Source organism: Streptomyces sp. NPDC025806 (assembly GCF_055558275.1).
Genome location: NZ_JBVHMU010000004.1, coordinates 321,429 through 335,138, shown reverse-complemented (window position 1 = coordinate 335,138; position 13,710 = coordinate 321,429). Strand labels below are relative to the sequence as shown.

16 protein-coding genes are annotated in these 13,710 nt (G+C 69.7%); 7 read left to right on the top strand and 9 right to left on the bottom strand.

All coding sequences use genetic code 11. The features are described from left to right. Positions 1-120 precede the first annotated feature (120 nt). A complete protein-coding gene (gene clpB / locus ACZ4E1_RS11535) occupies positions 121-2,733 on the bottom strand; it encodes an ATP-dependent chaperone ClpB (RefSeq protein ID WP_467538549.1) in 2,613 nt (870 codons plus the stop codon). A 132-nt stretch (positions 2,734-2,865) separates the two neighbouring features. On the opposite strand from clpB, the gene ACZ4E1_RS11530 reads away from it, so the two are divergent. Beyond that, complete coding sequence (locus ACZ4E1_RS11530; RefSeq protein ID WP_467538125.1) at positions 2,866-3,285, top strand: pyridoxamine 5'-phosphate oxidase family protein; 420 nt, start codon at positions 2,866-2,868, stop codon at positions 3,283-3,285. Positions 3,286-3,407: 122 nt separating this feature from the next. Here the strand turns inward: ACZ4E1_RS11530 and ACZ4E1_RS11525 are convergent, their stop codons facing one another. Together ACZ4E1_RS11525 and ACZ4E1_RS11520 are read right to left on the bottom strand one after the other, a co-directional pair. Then, complete coding sequence (locus tag ACZ4E1_RS11525; protein ID WP_188338126.1) at positions 3,408-3,731, bottom strand: (2Fe-2S)-binding protein; 324 nt, start codon at positions 3,729-3,731, stop codon at positions 3,408-3,410. Further along, the gene (locus ACZ4E1_RS11520) at positions 3,728-3,946 is read right to left on the bottom strand and encodes a hypothetical protein (protein WP_467538123.1); all 219 of its coding nucleotides are present in this window, start codon (positions 3,944-3,946) and stop codon (positions 3,728-3,730) included. The genes ACZ4E1_RS11525 and ACZ4E1_RS11520 overlap by 4 nt, the downstream gene beginning before the upstream one ends. A 129-nt stretch (positions 3,947-4,075) precedes the next feature. Here ACZ4E1_RS11520 and ACZ4E1_RS11515 point away from each other — a divergent pair, with 129 nt between their 5' ends. Then, entirely contained in the window at positions 4,076-5,059 is a 984-nt protein-coding gene (locus ACZ4E1_RS11515) for a helix-turn-helix transcriptional regulator (RefSeq protein WP_467538121.1), read from the top strand. Continuing rightward, complete coding sequence (locus tag ACZ4E1_RS11510; protein ID WP_467538119.1) at positions 5,056-6,039, top strand: LuxR C-terminal-related transcriptional regulator; 984 nt, start codon at positions 5,056-5,058, stop codon at positions 6,037-6,039. Before ACZ4E1_RS11515 ends, ACZ4E1_RS11510 begins: the two co-directional genes overlap by 4 nt. A 15-nt stretch (positions 6,040-6,054) precedes the next feature. On the opposite strand, the gene ACZ4E1_RS11505 is transcribed toward ACZ4E1_RS11510, so the two are convergent. From ACZ4E1_RS11505 to ACZ4E1_RS11490, 4 genes are all read right to left on the bottom strand, one after another. Beyond that, a complete protein-coding gene (locus ACZ4E1_RS11505) occupies positions 6,055-7,179 on the bottom strand; it encodes a sugar ABC transporter substrate-binding protein (RefSeq protein WP_467538118.1) in 1,125 nt (374 codons plus the stop codon). Positions 7,180-7,352: 173 nt separating this feature from the next. Then, positions 7,353-7,739, bottom strand: coding sequence for a nuclear transport factor 2 family protein (locus tag ACZ4E1_RS11500; RefSeq protein WP_467538117.1), 387 nt, complete (start codon positions 7,737-7,739; stop codon positions 7,353-7,355). Positions 7,740-7,893: 154 nt separating this feature from the next. After that, positions 7,894-8,412 (bottom strand): GNAT family N-acetyltransferase, encoded by a 519-nt coding sequence (locus ACZ4E1_RS11495; protein ID WP_467538115.1) that lies wholly within the window; start codon positions 8,410-8,412, stop codon positions 7,894-7,896. A 41-nt stretch (positions 8,413-8,453) separates the two neighbouring features. Further along, positions 8,454-9,908, bottom strand: a complete 1,455-nt coding sequence (locus tag ACZ4E1_RS11490; protein WP_467538113.1) for a fibronectin type III domain-containing protein — start codon at positions 9,906-9,908, stop codon at positions 8,454-8,456. A gap of 215 nt (positions 9,909-10,123) precedes the next feature. On the opposite strand from ACZ4E1_RS11490, the gene ACZ4E1_RS11485 reads away from it, so the two are divergent. Then, positions 10,124-10,894 (top strand): calcium-binding protein, encoded by a 771-nt coding sequence (locus ACZ4E1_RS11485; RefSeq protein ID WP_467538111.1) that lies wholly within the window; start codon positions 10,124-10,126, stop codon positions 10,892-10,894. Between the two features lie 81 nt (positions 10,895-10,975). After that, the gene (locus tag ACZ4E1_RS11480; RefSeq protein ID WP_467538109.1) at positions 10,976-11,569 is read left to right on the top strand and encodes a PASTA domain-containing protein; all 594 of its coding nucleotides are present in this window, start codon (positions 10,976-10,978) and stop codon (positions 11,567-11,569) included. On the opposite strand, the gene ACZ4E1_RS11475 is transcribed toward ACZ4E1_RS11480, so the two are convergent. Beyond that, complete coding sequence (locus ACZ4E1_RS11475) at positions 11,529-11,969, bottom strand: ATP-binding protein (protein ID WP_467538108.1); 441 nt, start codon at positions 11,967-11,969, stop codon at positions 11,529-11,531. The two genes, ACZ4E1_RS11480 and ACZ4E1_RS11475, sit on opposite strands and share 41 nt — an antisense overlap. A 167-nt stretch (positions 11,970-12,136) precedes the next feature. Here ACZ4E1_RS11475 and ACZ4E1_RS11470 point away from each other — a divergent pair, with 167 nt between their 5' ends. Both ACZ4E1_RS11470 and ACZ4E1_RS11465 read left to right on the top strand, forming a co-directional pair. Further along, the gene (locus ACZ4E1_RS11470; protein ID WP_467538106.1) at positions 12,137-12,985 is read left to right on the top strand and encodes a helix-turn-helix domain-containing protein; all 849 of its coding nucleotides are present in this window, start codon (positions 12,137-12,139) and stop codon (positions 12,983-12,985) included. Further along, positions 12,982-13,182: a DUF397 domain-containing protein gene (locus tag ACZ4E1_RS11465; RefSeq protein ID WP_467538104.1), complete on the top strand. Its 201-nt coding sequence runs from the start codon at positions 12,982-12,984 to the stop codon at positions 13,180-13,182. The genes ACZ4E1_RS11470 and ACZ4E1_RS11465 overlap by 4 nt, the downstream gene beginning before the upstream one ends. A gap of 76 nt (positions 13,183-13,258) precedes the next feature. Here the strand turns inward: ACZ4E1_RS11465 and ACZ4E1_RS11460 are convergent, their stop codons facing one another. Further along, positions 13,259-13,708 carry a heat shock protein transcriptional repressor HspR gene (locus ACZ4E1_RS11460; protein ID WP_467538102.1) on the bottom strand — a complete coding sequence of 150 codons (450 nt, stop codon included), beginning with the start codon at positions 13,706-13,708 and terminating at the stop codon, positions 13,259-13,261. Positions 13,709-13,710 lie beyond the last annotated feature (2 nt).

Below are 13,710 nucleotides of genomic sequence, written 5' to 3'. Positions count from 1 at the left end.
CTTTCATCGATGAGGTGCGCCCGAAGGGCATGCACCTCAGGGGCGCGGGGAACTGCGCGAGAAGCCCCACCGGGCCGCGGCCGGCGAACGACCGCACCCCGGCAGACGCGCCCCCGGCCCCTACAGCGACTTCCCCGTCGCGGGCCCCACGATCAACCCGTCGCCGAAGGCATCCACCCGCACCGTGTCCCCGTCCGTGACCTCCCCGGAGAGGATCTCCCGGGCGAGCCGGTCACCGATGGACGTCTGGACGAGACGCCGCAGCGGCCGCGCCCCGTAGGCCGGATCGTTGCCCTCCCGCGCCAGCCAGTCCAGCGCCGCGTCGGTGACGTCGAGCGTGAGCTGCCGCTCGGCGAGCCGCTTGGCGAGCCGGTCGATCTGCAGCCCGGCGATGCGCCGCAGCTCGTCCTTCTCCAGCGCGGAGAAGACGACCAGGTCGTCCAGCCGGTTCAGGAACTCCGGCTTGAAGGAGGCCCGTACGACATCCAGGACCTGCCGCTTCTTCTCCTCCGCCGAGGTCAGCGGCTCCACCAAGAACTGGCTGCCCAGGTTCGACGTGAGGATCAGGATCGTGTTGCGGAAGTCGACCGTGCGGCCCTGGCCGTCGGTGAGCCGCCCGTCGTCGAGCACCTGGAGCAGCACGTCGAAGACCTCGGGGTGCGCCTTCTCCACCTCGTCGAGCAGCACCACGCTGTACGGGCGCCGCCGCACCGCCTCGGTGAGCTGACCGCCCTCCTCGTAGCCGACGTAGCCGGGGGGAGCTCCGACGAGCCGGGCCACGGAGTGCTTCTCGCCGTACTCGCTCATGTCGATGCGGACCATCGCCCGCTCGTCGTCGAAGAGGAAGTCCGCGAGCGCCTTGGCCAGCTCGGTCTTGCCGACGCCGGTGGGGCCGAGGAAGAGGAAGGAGCCGGTCGGCCGGTCCGGGTCGGCGATGCCCGCGCGGGTGCGCCGGACCGCGTCCGACACGGCCCGTACGGCCTCGCCCTGCCCGATGAGCCGCTTGCCGAGCTCGTCCTCCATGCGCAGCAGCTTCTGCGTCTCGCCCTCCAGGAGGCGTCCGGCGGGAATGCCGGTCCAGGAACCGACGACGTCGGCGATGTCGTCCGGCCCGACCTCCTCCTTGACCATGAGGTTTCTAGAAGATTCAGTGCGGGCGACCTCCTCCTCGGCCTCGGACGCGGCCTCCAGGTCGCGCTCCAGGGTCGGGATCTCGCCGTAGAGCAGCTTGCTGGCGGTGTCGAAGTCGCCGTCGCGCTGGGCGCGCTCGGCCTGGCCGCGCAGCTCGTCGAGCTTCTCCTTGAGCTCACCGACCCGGTTGAGGGACTGCTTCTCCTTCTCCCAGCGGGCGGTGAGGCCGCGCAGCTCCTCCTCCTTGTCGGCGAGGTCGCGGCGCAGCTTGTCGAGGCGCTGCTTGCTGGCCGGGTCGGTCTCCTTGCTGAGGGCGAGCTCCTCCATGCGCAGCCGGTCGACGGAGCGCTGCAGCTCGTCGATCTCGACGGGCGAGGAGTCGATCTCCATGCGGAGCCGGGAGGCGGCCTCGTCGACGAGGTCGATGGCCTTGTCGGGCAGGAAGCGGGAGGTGATGTACCGGTCGGAGAGGGTCGCGGCGGCGACGAGCGCGCTGTCGGCGATCTGCACCTTGTGGTGCGCCTCGTAGCGTCCCTTGAGTCCGCGCAGGATCGCGATGGAGTCCTCGACGGACGGCTCGGCGACCAGGACCTGCTGGAAGCGGCGCTCCAGGGCGGGGTCCTTCTCGATGCGCTCGCGGTACTCGTCGAGCGTGGTCGCACCGACCATGCGCAGCTCACCGCGGGCGAGCATGGGCTTCAGCATGTTCCCCGCGTCCATCGCGGAGTCGCCGCCGGCGCCCGCGCCGACGACGGTGTGCAGCTCGTCGATGAACGTGATGATCTGGCCGTCGCTCTCCTTGATCTCGGAGAGGACGGTCTTGAGCCGCTCCTCGAACTCGCCGCGGTACTTGGCGCCGGCGACCATCGCGCCGAGGTCCAGGGAGACGAGCCGCTTGTTCTTGAGGGACTCCGGGACGTCGCCCTTCACGATGCGCTGGGCGAGGCCCTCGACGACGGCGGTCTTGCCGACGCCTGGCTCGCCGATGAGCACCGGGTTGTTCTTCGTGCGGCGCGAGAGCACCTGCACCACGCGGCGGATCTCCTGGTCGCGGCCGATGACCGGGTCGAGCCGGCCCTCTCGCGCGGCGGCGGTGAAGTCGGTGCCGAACTTCTCCAGGGCCTTGTACGAGCCCTCCGGGTCGGGTGTGGTCACCCGGCGTCCTCCCCTGCTCTTCTCGAACGCCTCGGCCAGCGCCTTGGCACCGGCCCCGTTCTGGATCAGTACGTCACCGGTCGCGCCGCCCTTCGCGGCGGTCCCGATCAGCAGATGCTCGGTGGAGAGGAACTCGTCGCCCAGCTCCTTCGCCCGCTCCGCCGCGTCGGCGATGACCGCGAGCAGTTCGCGGCTGGGCTGCGGGGGCGCGACCGTCGAGCCGGTCACGCTGGGCAGGCCCGCGAGCACGCGCTCGGCGCCGGCCCGCACCGCGGCCTGGTCGGCCTCGACGGCGGCCAGCAGATCGACGATGTTCTCGTTGTCCTGGCCCTCCAGCAGGGCCAGGAGCAGATGCGCCGGGGTCAGATCCGGGTGTCCCCCGGACACGGCCCGGCTGGTGGCCGCGTTGATCGCGTCACGGCTCCGGTTCGTCAGCTCGGCGTCCACGTACTCGTTCTCCTCCACGTCCGACCCCGCCCGGGGTCCACCTACGGCAACTCTGACTTATTCAGTGTACACAAAGTTGAGTCTATTCCGCTCAAGGTAAGACGGGGAGGTGTCCCGGGATAGGTTCCGGGCATGGCGAAGCGCATCGACCTGGACGATCCGGCGCAGGCCTTCCTTGACTTCTGGCGGGAACGGCACCTGTGCACCCTCACGACCCTGCGCGCGGACGGCACCCCGCACGTCGTCCCGGTCGGGGTGACCTACGACGCCGAGCGCCGGGTGGCCCGGGTGATCACGAGCCGGACCACGCGCAAGGCGGTCCATGTGCTCCAGGCGGCGGGCGCGGCCCGGGCGGCGGTCTGCCAGGTGGACGGCCGGCGCTGGGCGACGCTGGAAGGGACGGCCACGGTGCGCGCGGACCGGGAGAGCGTGGCGGACGCGGAGCGGCGGTACGCGGAGCGGTACACGCGTACGCCGAGGCCCAATCCGGACCGGATCGTGATCGAGATCGCGGTGACCCGCGCGACGGGCAACGGCGTCTTCGACGACTGAGCCGCGCGGCGGCGGTCCGGGTATGTACGAAAACTGCAGCGGCGCCACCGTGGTTCAGGTTCCACGGTGACGCCGCTGCGGGGGGAAGCACCTGCGCGATCTACAACGACGGGGGAATCGCGTCAGGCACTGCGGGGGGTGGCTGTGGTGCCGGTCGTCTCGCCGACCAGCTGGTGATCCCGCTGGTCGAGGTTGACGAAGATCATTCCGTACCGGACGACGGTCCGCACCGGCTGGGGGGCGCCGCGCGGGCGACGCAGACACCGGTAGGCCCGGATGTCGTCGTCATCGTCCCGCGCCACGACGATCGGCTCCCCGAACAGGGTGACCATGAGCGAGTCACCCGGATTCGGGATCGCCGTCACGAGATCGACCGTGTGCCAGCCGGACCGGTAGGCGATCGCCATCTCGCGGCGCAGGGATTTGTCGTCGGGCGGCGTGATCATGCCGCGCCGTTCCCGGGGGCGACACGCCCCCACGCCACGTCGTCGGTGCCGGTCGGGACATCCACGGTCGAGGAAGAGACGACAGCGTGTGTGCCGACCTGCGCGGAGCCCCACGCGACGTCACCAGGAGCGCCGGCGACGCTGAAGGCGCCGACTGCCAGCGCGCCGGCGGCGATCGCCGCACCGAGCGCCGAGCGAATCATCCTCTTACCCATGTCGGCCTCGTCCTTACTTGATGGCTTCGTGTCCCCCGCTCCACAAGACCATGACTCATTCGGGCCCATGCAAACCACAGAAGCGATGCATCATGTTCCTGCACGTTCAGGAGCCTGGGGGGTGGAGATTTGACCACATCAAGCACAAAACCGACACATCCGCATCCAGTCACTGAGCTGTGCCCGGACGGAGAGCGCCTTTACGCCACCGCGCTGAGCACCGGCCGCCTCGCCCGCAGCGAGGTGGACGTCGCACCGTGCCTGCTGGAGTTCGCGTTCCTGCACCCGGACCCGGACGACGCGCACTGGCTGCGCCCGGTTCCCCCGTCCGTCGTGCTGGCCCAGCGCCTTCAGCCCATCGAGCGGGAGATCCAGGACCGACGGCGCCTGTCCGTCGACCTGGCCGCCGCCTTCCAGCCGTTCATGGCCATCAGCGCGCAGATGCCTCCGACCACACACGCCATCACCGTTCTGGAGGGCGTGGGCCGGATCAACGCCGCCTTGGACAAGGCCATCGCCGAGAGCAGCGCCGAAGTGCTGACAGTACAGCCCGGAGGCGGCCGTTCCGAGCATCTCCTCAGCGAGGCTCTGGAGCGCAGCAAGCCGCTCATAGAACGCGGTATCTCGATGCGCACCCTGTACCAGCACACCGTCCGCTACAGCCAGAACACCTTCGCGTATGTGGACAAGATGGCCGGGGCGAGGGTCGAGATCCGGACACTCGAGGAACTCATCGAGCGGCTCATCATCTGCGACCACGACGTGGCCTTCATCCCCGCTCAGGCCGGTGACGCCATCGCCCTGGAACTGCGCCACCCCGGCCTGGTGCAGTACCTGATCAACGTCTTCGACCTGCTGTGGCGCCGCGCCACCCCGCTCAACGACGACGTCCCGTACGAGGCCACCCCCGAGGGCATCACCGGCGTCCAGCGCTCGATCGCCAAGCTCCTCATCGAGGGACACGTCGACGAGGCGATCGCCCGGCGTCTCGGGATGAACGTGCGCACCTGCCGGGCCCACATCGCCAAGATCGCGGCGGCGCTCGGCAGCGGCAGCCGCGCCCAACTCGGCTACCTCATAGCCCAGTCCGGAATGCTGGAGCGCGAATCGTGACGCCGGATCCGCACGAGCACGCCGTCGAGGAGATGTGCGCCCCCGGATCAGCCCTCTACTCCCGGGCCCTGCGCGAGGGCCGGATAGCCTCCCAGGAGGCCGAGGAGGCGCCCTGCCTGCTGCGCCACGGCCTGCTCCGGCCCGCCGAGCACGAGACGGGGTGGCTCCACCCCGTGGCCCCCGCCGTGGCACTGCCCCGGCTGCTCGACACGATGGAGCACGAGATCAGGCGCCAGCGCAGCCGCGAGACGCAGCTGGCGGACTTCTTCGCCCCCCTCATCGCGGAGGACACCCAGCGGGCCACCGTGCCCAGCACCCCCATGTTCACCGTCCTCATGGGCTTCCAGCGCATCAACCAGGCCATCGACGAGGCGGCCGACTCCGCCTCACGGGAACTGCTGACCATCCAGCCCGGCGGCCAGCGCCCCCCGAAGGGACTGGCCGAGTCACTGCCCCGGGAACAGGAACTGCTCACCCGCGGCTGCCGCATGCGCACCCTGTACCAGCACACGTCGCGCCACGCCCCCGCCGTCACCGCCCACTACGAGCAGCTCACCGGCGACGTGCAGGTCCGCACTCTCGACGAGGTCACCGAGCGGCTCGTGATCCTGGACCGCACCGTCGCCTTCATACCGGCGAACCAGGACCGCACGGTGGCCCTGGAGATCCGGCACCCGGCCCTGATCACCTATCTCGCGACGACGTTCGAGCGGCTGTGGCGGCTGGCCACGCCCATGTTCCCGTACGCGCGGGACCTGGACTCGGCGGCGTCCTCCGACGGCATCACGGCCCGGCAGCGGACCATCGCGACCCTGCTGATCGAGGGGCACACGGACGCCGTCATCGCCGAGCGCCTCGCCATGAACATCCGCACGGTCCGCGTCCACATCGCCAAACTCGCCGCCACGCTCGGCAGCGACAGCCGCGCCCAGCTCGGCTACCTCATCGGCCGGTCGGGAATCCTGGACCAGGACTACTGACCGGCCGGTCGCCGGCTACTTCGTCAGCCCCGCCTCCGCACACGCCGCCGCGTACTTCGCCGTGCAGATCTCGGACACCTTGAAGAACTTGTCCTTGATCACCGTGGACTTGATGTTGTCCCGCTTCAGCGCCACGACACTCACGCTCGCGGTACGGATCTGCTTCGTGGTCGGACTGTTCGTGCGGTCCGCCGCGAGCGCCTCGAACTCGATCGTGCGGCCCTGAGCGATCCGCACCGCCATCTCGGCGGCCGTCGCGGCCTCCTTGGCGTACGGCTTGTAGATGCTCATGTACTGGTCACCGGTGAGGATCCGCTGCACCGCGGCGAGCTCCGCGTCCTGCCCCGTGATGGGCGGCATTTTCGTCACACCGGCCTCACGCAGCGCCTCGACGACCCCCGCGGCCATGCCGTCGTTCGCCGAGTACACCCCCGCGATGCGGCTCGCGCCGATCGAGGCGATGGCCTGCTTCATCTCCGCCTTGGCGTTCTGCGCCTTCCAGTCGGCGGTGTCGTAGGACTTCGCGACGGTGACCGTGTTCGCCAGCTCGGCGCGCGCGGCCTCCTTGAACTGGGCCGCGTTCGGGTCGGACGGCGCGCCGTTGATCATGACGACCTGGCTGCGTTTGCCCGCGTTCTCGCCGAGAGCGAGGAGCAGTTCCTTGCCCTGGGTCTGGCCGACCAGCTCGTTGTCGAAGCCGACGTACGCGTCGACGGGGCCCTGCGCGAGACGGTCGTACGCGATGACGGGGATCCCCGCGTCCTTCGCCTTCTGGACGGACGGGGCGATCGCCGCGGCGTCGACCGGGTCGACGATCAGCGCGTCGACCTTGGCGTCGATCATGCGCTGCAACTGGCGGCTCTGCTCCTTCGCGTCCTGTTCGGCGTTCGCGTAGACCAGCTCGCCCTGGTTCTCGGTGAGTTCGGCGACCTTGGCCTCGATGCCCGGGTGATCGAACTTCTCGTAGCGGGTCGTCTCCTTCTCCGGCAGGAGCAGGCCGATCTTGACATCGTTTCCCTTGTGCGTGGGCTGGCTGCTGCCACCGTCCCCACCGGGCAGCAGGCCACCACAGGCCGAGAGCGAGACCAAGAGGACGGATACGACGCCGGTCGTCGTGACGCATCGTATGCGCGTGTTCATGTGCGGATACCTCCCTGACATGGCCGCAGCGGTGCGACCGAGGTGGCTCGAAAGCCAACTCGGCCGCCCACCCAGCGTCAAGAGGTGAAGCCACACTGCAACGAAACCGGGTCCTTAGCTTCCTTTTATGAAGACATATGAAGGCGCACGGGACCCGCGGGCACGGGCGGGATTCAGACGCCGGCCGGGACCCGGTCGAGGAAGCCGTGGACCGCGCGGATGCGGCCGTCCTCGTCGAGCACGACCACGTCGAAGCCGGCGACCGGCGCGGACCCGTCGGCCTCGGAGACGAGCTCCCAGCCGAAGCGGGCGATGCCGTGGTGCCCGTCGACCGCACCGAGCGGCCGGAAGAAGAAGCCGGGGAACTGCTCGTGCGCGGCCCCGATGACCGCGGCGACGCCCTCGTGCCCGGCGACGTCCGCGAGCGGGTCGGTGTAGGTGCCGTCCTCGGTCCAGGCGGCGGCGACGGCCTTGGCGCGGGCCTCGGCGCCGCGGGCGTTCCACGCCTCGAAGTAGCGGTCGGCGGCGGTCTCGTGGAAGGTACGGCCCTGTGCGGTCATGACGGTCGCCTCCTGCGGATCTCGGATGTCGGGGCCGGAGCCCGAGCGGAGTGCGCCGCCCGGGTTCCGGTGACTTCAGAGTGCCGGGACGCGGACCGGGGGTCGATTACGTGCCAGGTAATGCGGCCGGTACGGAGGCGATACGGGGCGGGGCTCAGCCCTCGTACTCGGTCAGGTCGATCGCGTACAGCCGCATGCGGTCGGCCTCGCCGGTGAACTCCATGCCAAGCTTGGTCAGCACCTTCTCGGAGGACGTGTCGCCCTCCGCGGTGGCCGCGACGACCCGGTCGACGCCCCGGTCCTGGAGGGCGAACTCCAGCGTCGCCTGGGCGGCCTCGGAGGCGTACCCCTGCCCCCAGAACTGCCGGCCGAGCCGCCACTGGATGCCGATGTGCCCCGCGATCGGCGCCGGGGCGTCCGGCACGTAGAGGCCGACGGCACCGGCCAGCTCGCCCGACCCGAGGAGCTCGACGGCGAAGACCCCGAAGCCCTCGTCGTCCCACTCCTCCTCCCAGCGCTCGATGTCCTCGGCCGTGTCGTCGAGGGAGCGCGGCGCGCCGTCGCCGACGTACCGCATCACCGCCGCATCGGCCTGGATCTCGGCGAGCGGGGCGAGGTCCTCGTCGGGCAGCCAGCGGCGCAGGAGGAGGCGAGGGGTACGGATCTCGGTCATGGGCCCAGTATGGGCGGGCCCATGACCGTGCCGCCTACCGGTCAGCCGCCGGTGGGATACGAGATGTCGTCGACGCGGATCTTGTGGATGTCCGTCGCCGGCGAGAGGTTCCCGGAGGAGTCGTACGTGAACGCCCGGTACTCGTAGACGCTTCCGTCCACGGGCAGCGGGTCGCAGACCGAGGCGGTGGCCGTCGTCTGGCGCGGGTCGTAGCCCTTGTGCAGGACGACGGTCCAGGCCTCGGTGCCCGCGAGGCGGCGCTCGACCTGGAAGCCCGTGAAGTCACGGATCGGGGCGGGCGTCGAGTCGGACGCGGCCACCCACACGCCGGCGTCGCAGCGGTCCAGGGCCAGGTCGGGCGCGTAGTACGGGCCGATCTGGTCCGGGATGTTGAGCCAGACCTCGTTCTCGGCGTACGCGTTGAGCGAGCCGTTGCCCACGTACTCGGTGGTGCCGCCGTCGTTCGTGACGATCACCTTGTACTGGTTGGCCTCACCGTCGGCGACGACCGGCTCGGTGGTCCAGGTGTTGCCCTTGGTGGTGCCGATGGCCACCCACGTGCCGCGCCCGTCGACCATCTCGTTCGAGTAGACCGTGTAGTGGTCGAACTGCGGCTCGGTGTTCTGCGTCCACTTCAGGCTGACCCGGCGGGTCGCGGGGTCGTACGAGCCGGTCATCCCGGTCGCCGTCGGCACCGGCCGCACGATGGTGTCGGCCGAGCCGGACGAGGTGTTGCCGGCCTTGTCCTTGGCGCGGACCTCGTAGTAGTACGGCGTCCGGTCGTCGGGGTTGACCAGCGGGTCCGTGTAGCTGCGGGCGGTGGTCGTGGACGCGACCTTCGTCCACGTGCTCCCCGTCCGCGCCTCCCGCCGGTACAGGCTGTACCCGGCGAGGTCCATCTCCTTGTTGGCGGACCAGGAGACGGTCGTGCGGCGCGTGGTGGTGTCGTACGCGGTCTTCACACCGGTCGGCGCGAGCGGCTTCACGGAGTCGTACGTGGCCGAGGTGCGGGGCGCGTACGTGTAGGCGACCTTGGCGGCGCCGGACCAGTTGACGTAGTCGACGCGCAGGGTGTGCTTGCCGGACGGCATGGTGAGGTTGACGCTCTTGGAGCGGGCGGTGTCGCCGGTGCCCTGCCAGAGGTCGATCTTGCGGACGCCGTCGAGGTACACCCGCACCCCGTCGGTGGCGGACACGCCGAACGTGAACGGACCGCCGGAACCGAAGTCCCGCGTCACGCTCCACCGCACCCCGAAGTTGTTCGAGGGCACGTTCGTGGCCGGGCTGCCGGACCAGTTCTGGCTGATGGCGCTGTCGCAGTCGGTCTTCACCGGCGTCCCGGAGAACGTCGTGTTCTTGTAGAAGGACCGCTGGTAGACGTTGGTGGAGCAGGTGGTGGCGGCGGCGGCCTGGGGAGCGACGGCCAGCAGCCCGCCGACCGCGGCGACGGACAGCGCCCCCGCGACAGCGGCGGCGCCGGATCTCTTCTTGTGCAACGGGATCCTCTCGGCCTCTCGGACGAGGCATGAAGACAAAGGGGTGGGGAGCGGCGTATCGGCTTCATGACCCCTGACCTGGCCGGAAGGTTGTACGAAGCCCGTACACCCGCCGTACAACCAAGCGCACCCTCCATGTGTCTTCTCCACACCCGGACGAAGATCCGGACCGTCCTGCCTGTCCTGCCTGTCCTGCCTGTCCTGCCTGGAGAACCATGCGAATCCGTACGGCCGCCACCGTCGCGGGCGGCGCCCTCGTGCTGCTCCCGTTCCTCACGCCCGCCGCTCAGGCGGACACCCACAAGGGCGACACGACGTTCACGTCGGTCACGTTCAGCAAGTCGACCGTGAACGTCGGCGTCAGCACGACCCAGTACCTGACGGTCACGGCCACCGCCAAGGACGGCTCCGGGATCAAGGGCATCTACGGCGGCAAGCTGGTCAGCCCGGCGGGCCGCATCGCGTTCCCGTACTCCGCGTCCTGCACCCGGCCCACGTCCACGACGATGAAGTGCGTCTGGAAGTACTCCTTCGACGCGAACGCCTCCGACGACTACGCGGACCTGCGCAACGCCGACGCGGGCACCTGGCACCTGGACGCCGAGGCGGCGGCCACCGACCAGGACTTCTACACCCTGGACACCAGCAGGACGGTCAAGATCAAGCGGTACGCGAAGCTGACCGCCACCCAGGCCACCCCCGAGCCCGTCGTCAAGGGCCGCACCCTGACGGTGACCGGCACCCTGACCCGCGCCAGCTGGGACTCCAACGCCTACTGGGGCTTCGCCGGCAAGTCCGTCTCCCTCCAGTTCAAGAAGTCCGGCACCTCGACCTACACCACGCTCAAGTCCGTGACGACGGACAGCGCGGGCAAGCTGAAGACGACGATCACGGCGAACGCGTCCGGCACCTGGCGCTGGAAGTTCGCGGGGTCGGGCACGACGAGCCCGGTGACGGCCACGGGGGACAGCGTGGCGCTGAAGTAACGGTCCCGGAATGCGACCGTCCCCGGCCCCGGCGGCCGGGATTTCGTGCCCCGGCACCCTGAGCAGAAGGAGATCGGACCGTTGAGACTCGGCGCCCTCGGCAGTGGCATGGCGCTGGCGACCGCGATGGTCGCCCTGAGTGCGGGTTGCTCCAGCCCGCCGTCGGACGGTCCTTCTTCGGCAGAGCCCAGCGCGTCGGCTCCGGCTCGTCCTCGCCCGGACAGCCTGTCGGCGAAGATCGGGGCAGAGGTCGAGAAGGGGTTCGGATACTCGGTGCGGGACGCGACCGACGCCGGGCGGACGGTCGACCTGCGGCACGTCGACCTCTGGCGGTTCTGCCTGGAGAGCAAGGCGGGCCAGCCGAAGACGGTGGACCTCGGAGCCGTCCCGTACGGGGAGAAGTGCCCGGACCACTGGGATGCGCACATCCCCGAGATACGAACACCTCGCGTGACCGGGAAGAAATTCGCGAACGCCTACCAGTCTCTCCTGGAGAAGGGCTACGACAGCCTCTCCATCGATGTGCTCTACGGAAGCGAGGGCGTCGTCGAGCAGGCAGACATGTCCCGCGTCGACGGAGAGGTCTGCAAGCAGTCCCCGAAGCCCGGTGCTCCCTTCGACCCGTCGGAGAACGTCAAGCTCTACGTCGCGATGGGGAATTGCCCGAAGCGCTGACGCCGCGCCCGACCGTCGCGAGCCGCACCTCGGCCCAGACGGTCTTCCGGGGAAATGGCCCCTGGGTGACACCCCACCGCTCGGCGAGCGCCTCGACGAGGACGAGTCCGCGCCCCGACTCCCCGTCCGCAACCCGGAGTTGAGGGAGCCGGTCGGCGCGGGTGTCGGTGACCTCGATGCGCAGGACACCCTCGGTCACGTACACCCTGAGGACGAAGTCGCGGGCGGGGAGGCGGCCGTGCGTGACGGCGTTCGCGGTGAGTTCGGCGACGACGTGCGCCGCGTCGTCGAGGGCGTGGGCGAGGCCCCAGGTGCGGAGTTGTTCGACGGCGAGGAGGCGGGCGAGGCGGGCCGCGCGCGGGGTCGGGGACAGCTGGACGCTGAAGTTCTGTCGATTCACATCACTCAGCGTGGCCGCCCCCGCATACCCTGATCCGCGACTCGCCCGTCACGTACGGTCACTGTCCAGCGTTTGTCCAGAGCTGTACAGGCTGTCCAAGACCCTTGGTGGGTAGGGCGGTTCACGGAACGTGGGCGGGGAGCCGAACGGGCGGGAGGGACGCGCGGATGACCGGTGCGACGGACGGTGACGGCTGGGAGATCGAGCCCGGTGACGTACAGGGAGCGGCGGTGATCGCCCTGGTGGGACACCAGCTGAGAGCGCTGCGCGAGGCGGCCGGCCTCAAGGTCTCGGAACTCGGCGCGGCACTCGGCTACGGCGAGGGCATCGTCTACAAAGTGGAGTCCGGTACGCGGATCCCGCGCCCTGAATTCCTGGACAAGGCCGACGACGTGCTCCGCGCCAACGGCCTGCTCAAGGCGATGAAGCCGGATGTCGCCGAGGTCCGGTACCCGAAGAAGGTGCGGGACATCGCGGCGCTGGAGGCCAAGGCCGTCGAGCTGACCTCGTACTGGAACCACAGCCCGCACGGCCTGCTCCAGACCCCCGAGTACGCACAGGCCCTCTTCTCGATGCGCCGCCCGGCACTGTCGTCCGAGCAGATCGAACGCGCGATGGCGGGCCGCACGGCCCGCAAATCCATCTTCGACCGCGACCCGTCCCCCGCCCTCAGCTTCATCCAGGAAGAGGTCACCCTGCGCCGCCCCATCGGCGGCCGCACCGTCCTGCGCGGCCAGCTCGAACACCTTCTGGAACTCGCCCAGTTGCGCACGGTAGAGATCCAGGTGATGCCGACCGATCGGGAGGATCACGCGGGGATGAGTGGGAACATGGACGTGCTGAAGTTCGGGGACGGAACGGCGATCGGGCGCTGCGACGGCCTCTACGCCGGGCGCCCTGTCTCCGACCCCAAACAGCTCCGCAGCATCGAACTTCGGTGTGGCATCATCCGAGCCCAGGCTCTCTCGCCCAGGGAGTCCCGGGCCTTCATCGAGCGCATGCTGGGAGACCTATGAACCGCGAGACCACCGCCGGGGAACCGACCGAGCTGGCCTGGTTCAAGAGCACCTACAGCAGCGGCGGAGACGAGCCCGACTGCGTAGAGATCGCCCACACCCCCGGCACGACCCACGTACGAGACTCCAAAAAGTCGGAGGGCCCGCGCCTGGCCGTGAGCGGAACGGCCTGGGCCGGCTTCCTGGGCGGTCTGTGAGAACGGCGGAGTCCATCAGCTGATACGCCGCGTGGCCCCCTGCCGGTCGGCAAGGGGCCACGCGATGTCACACAAGTCAGTCCTTCGGCCGCTTGGGGCGCCAGACCACCAGGGCGCTGGTCTGCTGGACCTCCTGGTACGGGACCAGGTCGCGGCGGTACGAGGCGTGGACCGCTGCCTCGCGTTGCTGCATGGCTGCTGCCGCGCCTTCGACCGCCGAGGAGAGTTCCGCCACGCGGGACTGGAGGGCGGCCACCTGGTTCTCCAGCTCGATGATGCGCTTGATGCCGGCCAGGTTGATGCCCTCTTCCTGCGACAACTGCTGGACGGTGCGCAGCAGGTCGATGTCGCGGGCCGAGTAGCGGCGGCCGCGCCCGGCCGTGCGGTCGGGCGAGACGAGGCCGAGGCGGTCGTACTGGCGCAGGGTCTGCGGGTGCAGGCCGGACAGCTGGGCCGCCACCGAGATCACGTACACCGGTGTCTCGTCGGTCAGTTCGTACGGGTTGCTTCGTCGACGGCCGTCCATCT